At 44.9% G+C, this 8325-nt stretch carries 8 protein-coding genes and 2 tRNA genes; 4 read left to right on the forward strand and 6 right to left on the reverse strand.

Going from position 1 to position 8325, the window contains the following annotated elements; translation table 11 throughout:
* Positions 1-350 (forward strand): helix-turn-helix domain-containing protein (locus AB4653_RS08660; protein WP_372103856.1); only part of this gene is annotated, 350 nt, incomplete at its 5' end.
* 47 nt (positions 351-397) lie between these two features.
* Here AB4653_RS08660 and AB4653_RS08665 read toward each other — a convergent pair.
* From AB4653_RS08665 to AB4653_RS08675, 3 genes are all read right to left on the reverse strand, one after another.
* Positions 398-868 carry a GNAT family N-acetyltransferase gene (locus tag AB4653_RS08665; protein ID WP_017101368.1) on the reverse strand — a complete coding sequence of 157 codons (471 nt, stop codon included), beginning with the start codon at positions 866-868 and terminating at the stop codon, positions 398-400.
* Between the two features lie 44 nt (positions 869-912).
* On the reverse strand, positions 913-1251 hold the full coding sequence (locus tag AB4653_RS08670; RefSeq protein ID WP_004731484.1) for a zinc ribbon domain-containing protein YjdM: 339 nt from the start codon (positions 1249-1251) through the stop codon (positions 913-915).
* A gap of 179 nt (positions 1252-1430) precedes the next feature.
* Positions 1431-2594, reverse strand: coding sequence for a threonine/serine exporter family protein (locus tag AB4653_RS08675; protein WP_009845522.1), 1164 nt, complete (start codon positions 2592-2594; stop codon positions 1431-1433).
* A 524-nt stretch (positions 2595-3118) separates the two neighbouring features.
* Here AB4653_RS08675 and AB4653_RS08680 point away from each other — a divergent pair.
* The 3 genes from AB4653_RS08680 (at position 3119) to AB4653_RS08690 (ending at position 3881) form a co-directional block, all read left to right on the forward strand.
* Positions 3119-3193: transfer RNA gene (locus tag AB4653_RS08680), tRNA-Gly, on the forward strand.
* A 38-nt stretch (positions 3194-3231) separates the two neighbouring features.
* Positions 3232-3306: transfer RNA gene (locus AB4653_RS08685), tRNA-Gly, on the forward strand.
* A 317-nt stretch (positions 3307-3623) separates the two neighbouring features.
* Positions 3624-3881 carry a hypothetical protein gene (locus AB4653_RS08690; RefSeq protein ID WP_004731488.1) on the forward strand — a complete coding sequence of 86 codons (258 nt, stop codon included), beginning with the start codon at positions 3624-3626 and terminating at the stop codon, positions 3879-3881.
* A 108-nt stretch (positions 3882-3989) separates the two neighbouring features.
* On the opposite strand, the gene AB4653_RS08695 is transcribed toward AB4653_RS08690, so the two are convergent.
* The 3 genes from AB4653_RS08695 to AB4653_RS08705 form a co-directional block, all read right to left on the reverse strand.
* The gene (locus AB4653_RS08695) at positions 3990-4562 is read right to left on the reverse strand and encodes a cupredoxin family protein (RefSeq protein ID WP_009845523.1); all 573 of its coding nucleotides are present in this window, start codon (positions 4560-4562) and stop codon (positions 3990-3992) included.
* A gap of 107 nt (positions 4563-4669) precedes the next feature.
* Positions 4670-7813, reverse strand: coding sequence for an efflux RND transporter permease subunit (locus AB4653_RS08700; RefSeq protein ID WP_009845524.1), 3144 nt, complete (start codon positions 7811-7813; stop codon positions 4670-4672).
* On the reverse strand, positions 7810-8325 hold a 516-nt coding region (locus AB4653_RS08705; RefSeq protein WP_372103859.1), incomplete at its 5' end, for a copper-binding protein. The genes AB4653_RS08700 and AB4653_RS08705, both read right to left, overlap by 4 nt.

Below are 8325 nucleotides of genomic sequence, written 5' to 3' on the forward strand. Positions count from 1 at the left end.
CGACACGTGTAACTAACATTGAACATCAAAGTTATGACGAACGAATTGAGGCTGTAATCTGCTTTATTGAAATTCATCTCGACCAAGAGCTGAGCCTAAAAATGCTTGCTGAGCATTTTTCGATGAGTGTATCTAATATTCAAAGGCGTTTTAAGCAGTCATACAACATGACAATCAACGGTTACATCCGTTTGAGACGATTAGAGATCGCACGCCAGCATTTAGAACGAGGGTTGGTTTCAATCACCGAGGCCGCCTATGAAGCGGGTTATCAGCACCCTTCTAATTTCACCAATGCTTTTAAGAAAACCTTCGGTGTGCCGCCACAAGACATAGCGATTAAGACTTAGTTACATTGATATAAAACTATTTGTTCTATAACTTTAAAAGGCTATATCTAACATCTGCTATGTTGGCCAGGTGACCGCCACATATAAACAAACTGGTCATTCTGCGAAGTAATTTCAAATCCAAACCTCAGATACAAATCTCCAACTCGATTACCTTGTAAATAGCATAGTTCGACGGGTTTATTGAGGCTGTCAGCCTTAGTTAAGCAATCAGCCTTAGTTAAGAAGTCTTTCAGTACTTGGCTACCAATTCCCTTTCCATGATACTCAGGCAGCAAGAAGAATCGGCAAAAATAGAAGTGGTCGCCTTTGTCTTGCAGCAACACACTGCCAATCGCTTTGCTTTGATATTCAATGATTTCAGGTCGTTCTTCTGCCCACTCTTCGGCGTGTATATCTCGTTGAATTTGCTCATCCCAGCCAAAAACAGCTTTGATTGGCTCAAATTCAGCCGCCTTTTTCAGCTCGAACAGAAATTCATAATCTGATGACTGAGCGGGTCTTGTCGAATACTTCAAAATATCTCCAACAATAATCAATGAACTATATAGCCAACGCTCGACTACTGCTTCTTAACGTACTTCGCTGTAACGAGCATTTCACCACCACCATCAAGCTTGCAATCTAACTGATGATCTTTGCCTTCATTTATTCGTCTGATTACCGCTTTAGTGCCGATTTTCAGTACAGAAGAACTGCCTTTAATTTTTAGATCTTTAATGAAGGTAACTTTATCGCCACTTTCCAATACAACGCCATTTACGTCCTTAACACGCGCGGCTTCTCTTTCTAAACGCTCTTCTTCTGGGTTCCACTCATAGGCACACTCAGGGCAGATTAGGTTGTTTTGGTCTGGGTAGACATATTCAGATTGGCATTGCGGACAAGGAGGTAAAGACATACGTTAATACTTCATTTAAATAAAATTTGCGTCCATTTTAATGACTCTTGTTAGGCTTAGCGAGCACAAATCGAACCAATTTTCAGTAGCGTAATTTAACTTAGAAAAGAGCAGTACCTAAAACGAACAAACACAGCCGCTAAGCTGTGTTTGTTTAAGGGCTTGGGAGGCGAAACGGATTAACGTTCGACTTTTGGTGAGTAAATCGAGTAAGCGGTGATTTGCCCTGCCACAATTGCAGAGAACATGAACAACGCCGACAAACCAATACTCGGAATAGGTAAAATCGATTGTTCAAACACCGACTGGCTGGCACTCACTAATACTCGACTACCCGGAACCAAGATGATGATCCCCTGCACGATATAAATAGAGCCCGTGAGCTCCATCTTCTTGGCAATCCAAGTCCCGTACAAAGTAATAAGAACCGTCGTAACCCAAGTACCGACAACCCAACCACTGTCAAAACCTAGATAGAACGGCCCCCACATACCCAGAACTGCCACTGGCAAGCCAAGTAAGATGTCTTTAGGACGCGCATTGAACATCACACCAATCGACACCGAGATCAACACCAAACCAGATATGTGCATCCATGTCGGAACCGCATTCGTATAGTCAATGGAGACCGCTTGTCCCCATATCGCTTCACCAATGTTGAGCCCCATAATAATCCCGACAAACAGCTTTATCAGGGTTAATGCGCTCTGCCCTAACAAACTGGTACCAGAGACGAGATCATTAAACGCCAAACATTCTAGTGCGTTGGCTATGGATAACCCGGGGACAAACAAGACAATCGAAGCGATACATAACGCCCACACCGGGATCGGCAACCCTGTGCTTGCCAAAAATGCCACGAAGATACCCGTTAATAGTGCCGAGATGAATTCAACCGCAATAGCGCGACGTGAATGAAGAACTTGCTGACATACCCAAACCATCAGACCCAGTAATGCAGAAAAGCCAACCGCTTCTAACGTACTGCCAATTAGCATCAGATACGCTGGCGGAATACCCATATTGGCCAGTGCCGTCACAAGTTTAGAGTAACCGACAGGCTCTGGCACAGGCTCACTGCTCGGTTGGTTAATACGAATGATGGTATTGGCCAACAAACTCAAGTTAATCGAAGCAGGCTTTAGACGCTTAAGAATAACGGCGTTGTTATCGTCTGGAAATTGATAATTAATCGCGGTTGGCGTTGCTTGGATCATCACATCAACACCATGCTTTTTTGCATAGAATTGGGTGTATTTCTCTAGCTTGTAAGGAGCACAACCACTGCGATGAAGAGTGTCACCAATTTCAACAATTTTGTTAATTCGGAACTGAGAAGGCATGGGAATTTTAGGGGAGACAAAATGTGCGGCAAATGTACCAAACGATAGACGTAATGACGAGAGTTTTGCATGAATTATCAACTAAATTCGTTACTTTTTCCTTCGAACGCTTAGAGGAGTCTATAACTCCACCCGCTTCGGATTCACTTGATGAATACTTTGGCAGACTGGCAAGTTAAAACAATGCATCCAGATTGTTATTAATGGGCATCAAAATACGAATGGAAATCAGTTTATGTTAACGGTCAAATTGCCTGTATTTATGTTAATTTTGTGATGAGGAAACACCACTAAAATAGGTTTATAAATCCAACTGAGTGGGTCTTAGAAAGAGTGGAGGGTTCTTTGTTGTTTCTCGCCCTACGTTTAACGAGAGTTTAGTCACATTTTATTCACTCTAAAAGCGCCGAACATGATGGAAAAACTAGCGGAGTGGTGGTTATGCGAGCACTTAGAATAAAAATGAAAGAAAAAGGTTTCGTTTTCAGTTAGATGTGGCATTATCAAACTCGTTAAGACGATGTGCGTACATCGTATAATGGCTATTACCTCAGCCTTCCAAGCTGATGATGCGGGTTCGATTCCCGCTGTACGCTCCAGTCTTCTTGATGTTTCAGTCTTACTCTTAAGACAGTGTGCGTGCATCGTATAATGGCTATTACCTCAGCCTTCCAAGCTGATGATGCGGGTTCGATTCCCGCTGCACGCTCCAATTCCTCCTTATGTTTTGTTACGTGTTTTCTTCCAGCGATACCCTATTCAAAAAACTTCTCCGCTCGTTAAACCTATAAGCATTAATCCATATAGCTTAAACCCATTTTGTTAAGTCTAACCAACCAACGCTAATTAAGCAGCTAGCGCTATTAACTCCTTAAATCGCTTCGAATTTCTTAAACCTTTCCCATTACATATTGCAGTCTAGCTTTTAACGATTTTCAAAATTGTTCCAATTTAATAATCTTGGTCAATATCTGCAAAAATCATTGTGTTAATGTGCGCGCATTAGCAACAACCCATAAATAATAAAAAATGTTTAAAAGCAATGAGTTAACAATTAACATCGAAGCAATTAATGTCGCTTTAGCAAAAGTTGAAAATGCCAATAAAATTCAGCTAGATACATTGAAAGGTTATGTGAACAGCGAGCCTGAACAAGCTGTACTGGCTTTTCGATCGCTGAATGAAGCAGAATCAATCGACGACAAGTTTAAAAAGATCATGGCAGAGCTACCGCACCTGAGCGGCGAAGCACACCACCTACTGGAAACATCGATCCTATTACAGTAATGGCCAAGAAAGATAAGTCTCAACTAGCGCGATGAGCTAAGACTTATCTTTTAGCTTTCTGTTTTTAGTACTTTCCCAGCAGCTATTTCTAGCTCTATTAGATAATGCCTAAAGCGTTATCGACTTCGCCATACCCGCTTCAGCGTGACCAGGAATATTGCACGCGAACTCTACGTTATTATCACCATGGAAATGCCAAAGCATCTGTTTCGCTTTGCCCGGCTTAACTGTAACTGTGCTGCCCGAGTCATGAGCGTGATTACCCATGTTTTTCATCATTTCACGGTGCTCTAACTGCTCTGAAGCAGAACCAATCGAGAATTCGTGATCAATCTTGCCCGTGTTCATCACAACGAACTGCACCACGTCGTTCGGCTCAATATCAACCTTGTTCTTAAATGTAATTTTCATATCGTCACTTAGCAGAACATGAACCACTTTATCCGGCTTTGCGCCTGTCGCAGGCATACCCACTTCAGACATGCCTTCCATATTCATCATCTTCGAATGGTCCATCTTTCCATCCTTCATCATGCTGAGATCCATTTTTGAATGATTCATCTCTCCACTCTTCATCATCGAGTGATCCATATTTGAGTGGTCCATATTCGAATGGTCCATTTCAGCAAAAGCCGTTGCAGTAGTTAACATCAGTGCAATCGCAATAAGTGTCTTTTTCATGATCGTTCCTTAGATTAATTCAGTTATTTATTTGTTAGTTTCACATGTTCATGTGGTACGCCCTTACTCACTCTGTTTTTGGTCAGTAAGGGCTAATAATCAATACGTTATTTGTTTGGTTCGTTTTGGCTATGCGTAATCTCACGCTGTTTCCAGAGCTTAAAGATTGCAGGCAACACCAGTAGGGTAAGCAATAGTGCAGACGCCATTCCGCCTATCATCGGCGCAGCAATTCGCTGCATCACTTCAGAGCCCGTACCCTCGCCATACATAATTGGAATGAGGCCAATAATCACCGTAAGTACTGTCATCATAACTGGGCGAACACGCAGTCCTGCGCCCTCACGAATAGCATCCGTTAGGTCTTCACGCTGAAGTGCTTTCTGGTTCTGCTCCGCATCCAACTTCTTGTAGTGCCATGCTTGATTTAGGTAGACCAACATGATCACACCTATCTCAACAGCTACCCCGGCAAGGGCGATAAAGCCCACCCCCACTGCAATGGAGAAGTTGTAATTGAGGACATGCATCAGCCATAAACCACCAACCATTGCGAGTGGCAACGTCAGCATGATCATCATCACCTCACCAACGCGGCGGAAGCTGAGGTAGAGCAACAACATGATGATTGCGATGGTGATTGGCACAACGACACTTAAACGTTCTTTGGCGCGCTCCATGTATTCGTATTGACCAGACCACGCCAATGAATATCCAGCAGGCAAGACGATTTTATCTGTAACGACTTTTTGCGCCTCTGCCACATAAGAACCAAGGTCGCGACCTTCGATGTCAACGAACACCCAGCCATTAGGACGCGCGTTCTCCGTCTTAATCATTGGTGGTCCATCTTCATAGCGAATATCTGCAACATCAGACAAAGCAATTCGCGCTCCGTTTGGTGTCACTAACGGCAGGTTCTGCAACTTAACGACAGAATCACGATAGCTTTGCGGATAACGGACATTGATTGGATAACGCTCTAGCCCTTCTACCGTTTCGCCGACATTCATACCGCCAACTGCGGTCGAAATAACCTGCTGAACCTCTTTGATGCTTAATCCGTAACGAGCAGCAGAGCGGCGCTTGATGTCTATCGTCACATAACGACCACCCGCAACACGCTCAGCGTAGACAGAAGCAGTACCACTCACGCTATTGAGGATGGGTTCAAGTTGAGAGCCAATATCCTCAATCACGCTCAGATCTGGGCCTGCGATTTTGATACCAATTGGCGTTTTAATACCCGTCGCCAACATGTCGATACGTGTTTTGATTGGCATGACCCAAGCGTTGGTCAAACCGGGGAATTGAATCAGATCATCAAACTCTTTACGCAGAGACTCAGTAGTGACACCGTCACGCCACTGTTCTCGCGGTTTAAGCTGAATAACCGTTTCAATCATGGTCAGTGGCGCAGGATCGGTTGCCGTCTCTGCTCGACCAATTTTGCCCCACGTGGTTTCGACTTCTGGAATGGTTTTGATGAGCTTGTTGGTTTGTTGCAACAACTCACGAGCCTTACCTATTGAGATGCCCGGATACGTGGTTGGCATGTACATCAAATCCCCTTCGTCCAAAGGAGGGATGAACTCGCTGCCAAGCTTACTGGTTGGGTAATAAGCAGACGCCATTAAGCCAAGTGCGATAACAATCATCACCTTGGGATATTTTAGGCTGAGGTTTAGAAGCGGTTTATACATCGCCACTAGGCTACGGTTTACTGGGTTTTTATGTTCAGGTAGCACGTTACCGCGAATGAAATAACCCATTAACACAGGCACCAGCGTGATTGCCAAACCGGCTGCTGTAGCCATCGCATACGTCTTGGTAAACGCAAGTGGCGAGAACATCTTGCCCTCTTGCCCTTCTAGCGCGAACACAGGCACAAAGCTCAAGGTAATGATAATCAGAGAGAAGAACAGCGGTGCGCCAACTTCTTCTGCTGCCTTACCAATCACCTGCCAACGGTTTTTGTCAGTGAGCGGAGTCCGTTCAATGTGTTTATGAACGTTCTCAATCATCACGATGGCACCATCCACCATGGCGCCAATCGCAATCGCGATCCCGCCAAGAGACATAATGTTGGCGTTAATACCCTGCCAATGCATAACGATGAATGCGCCTAAGATACCGACAGGCAGACTTAGCGCGATAACCAGTGATGATCGGATATGGAACAAGAACAGCGCACACACGACGGCGACCACGATGAACTCTTCAGCCAGCTTCTTCCAAAGGTTTTCAACGGCTGAATCAATCAAAGTAGAACGGTCATAAGTTGCGACAATCTCGACACCATCAGGTAAGCCAGCTTGCAGTTCAGCGAGCTTGGATTTCACCGAGTCGATCACTTCACTGGCATTTTCACCAAAGCGCATCACAATAACGCCGCCAACCGCTTCACCCTCACCATTGAGTTCCGAGATACCACGACGCATTTGCGGGCCAAGATTAATGTCAGCAATGTCACCTAATAGCAGCGGAGTACCTTTGTCGGTCACTTTTAGCGGCAGAGATTGAATATCTTCGATGCTTGTCAGGTAACCGGTGGTACGAACCATATGTTCGGCTTCCGCAATCTCAACAACAGACGCTCCTGTTTCTTGATTACCATCTTGGATCGCCTTGTTGACTTGCTGAAGCGTCAGGTCATATGCACGTAACTTGGCAGGATCAATCTGTACTTGATACTGCTTCACCATGCCGCCAACGGTCGCCACTTCAGACACGCCTTCTACAGTTTGCAATTCATACTTCAAGAACCAATCTTGCAAACTACGAAGTTCCGCTAAGTCGTGCTGACCTGTTTTATCTTGCAACACGTAGCTGTAAACCCAGCCCACACCGGTTGCATCGGGTCCTAGTGTTGGCTTGGCACTCGATGGTAAGTTAGGTGCAACTTGGCTTAAGTACTCCAACACTCGTGAACGCGCCCAGTACATATCGGTATCGTCATTGAAGATGATATAGACATAGGAATCACCAAAGAACGAGTAGCCACGAACTGTTTCAGCACCCGGTACAGCTAACATGGCGGTGGTCAATGGATAGGTCACCTGATCCTCGACCACCTGTGGGGCTTGACCCGGATAACTGGTTTTGATGATTACCTGAACATCTGACAAATCAGGAATGGCATCGACAGGTGTATTTTTAACGCTGTATAAACCGCCAAATACGATGGCGACAGTGGCAACCAGCACTAAGAAACGGTTGCTAATAGACCAGCGAATAATTGCATTGATCATAGTTCGCCCTCACCCGTGCTATTCGTCGGTTCGAGAGATTTGAGCACATAATCAGAACCTTGCTTCGCCACTAGAAACCGAATGGTTTGACCCTCGGCAAACTCAGATAAATCAAGGTCATCACTGGCTTGGAAATTCATTTCACCCGCTTTCCAATTCCACTCAGGGACTGGCTGATGTTTTACAGTGATCATGCCAAAATCTGCCATCAACATGGTAATGTCACCCGTTACCCAAACTTCGCCGGCGATCTTGTGTTTGTTGACCTTGTAATCAACAACCTCGTATCGCCCTGACTCTGTCTTTCGCATCTCAAAGTCAATTGCCTTACCACGTTCCACGTCACTCATGTCCAAGCCTTCCGCAAAGGTGAAGTTCATCACCATGCCCGGCCAATCCCATTCTGGAACAGGCTGATGGTTAATCATCACCATACGACTGCCTTGCATAACGTCGGAAATTTCACCGTTCGCCCATACGGTTTCAGCTTCTTCCTCAACACTATTGATGCG

This window comes from Vibrio sp. 10N.222.48.A3 (assembly GCF_041475345.1).
Lineage (GTDB): Bacteria > Pseudomonadota > Gammaproteobacteria > Enterobacterales > Vibrionaceae > Vibrio > Vibrio tasmaniensis_A.

Excerpts from the sequence above, each read along its gene's own strand:
- AB4653_RS08670 (WP_004731484.1), bottom strand. The coding sequence starts at position 1,251 with ATGTCTTTACCTCCTTGTCCGCAATGCCAATCTGAATATGTCTACCCA.
- AB4653_RS08675 (WP_009845522.1), bottom strand. The coding sequence starts at position 2,594 with ATGCCTTCTCAGTTCCGAATTAACAAAATTGTTGAAATTGGTGACACT.
- AB4653_RS08690 (WP_004731488.1), top strand. The coding sequence starts at position 3,624 with ATGTTTAAAAGCAATGAGTTAACAATTAACATCGAAGCAATTAATGTC.
- AB4653_RS08695 (WP_009845523.1), bottom strand. The coding sequence starts at position 4,562 with ATGAAAAAGACACTTATTGCGATTGCACTGATGTTAACTACTGCAACG.
- AB4653_RS08700 (WP_009845524.1), bottom strand. The coding sequence starts at position 7,813 with ATGATCAATGCAATTATTCGCTGGTCTATTAGCAACCGTTTCTTAGTG.